This is a genomic window from Rhizobium sp. 01T444, from assembly GCF_056398305.1.
This window is the reverse complement of the sequence record NZ_JBFTPD010000228.1, coordinates 1-646: the sequence shown is the minus strand read 5'-3', so window position 1 is coordinate 646 and position 646 is coordinate 1. Positions and strand designations below refer to the sequence as shown.

The 646-nt window shown below is 58.2% G+C and carries 1 protein-coding gene; it reads right to left on the bottom strand.

The annotated features are described in order from the left end of the window. Positions 1-190: 190 nt before the first annotated feature. The coding region (locus AC1DTN_RS38125) for a response regulator transcription factor (protein ID WP_477925348.1) at positions 191-646 on the bottom strand (456 nt) is incomplete at its 5' end.

Sequence of the window (646 nt, the reverse complement as noted above, 5' to 3'; positions counted from 1 at the left end):
TCATTCGCGAACGTCTGCAATTCACATGTACGCCCTTATGGGTCCGAAGCTCCGGTGACTGCCACAGGCTACAGTCCGCCAGGACAGGTCAGTCGCGTATCCGCCCCCTATGGCCGGTCTAGGGTTGCAAGCCGACATTGACGCGCCAGTTCGTCAAGCTTCCGCGTAGCAAGCCGTGCGATGGCAAGCGCTAAGGCGCAAATGTTCCGCGGAGCTTGTTCACCAAATCCCGGTATGTGGCTGCCTCGAGTTTTCGCATCACATTGGCGCGATGCACGTCAACGGTTTTTGGGCTGATGCCGAGCGTTCGTGCGATTTCCTTGCTGGTCTGCCCAAGCAAAAGAGTCCGAAGAATATCCTTCTCGCGATCCGACAGCCGCGCCAGCAACGATTCGACGTTGATCTCACGGGTGCGCTGCTCCCAGACTTCACGCGCAAGCTTGATAGCGCGGTTCACGCTGTTGAGGAATGCCTGGGAATTGAACGGCTTCTGCAGAAAATCGATGGCGCCAAGTTGCATCGCGTTGACCGCCGCCGGCACATCGCCATGCGCGCTCAGGAAGAGGACCGGAATTCGATGGCCCAGCTCATTCATGCGTTGAAGCAGTTCCAGTCCGCTCATCTCGGGCATGCGCAGATCAAGGAC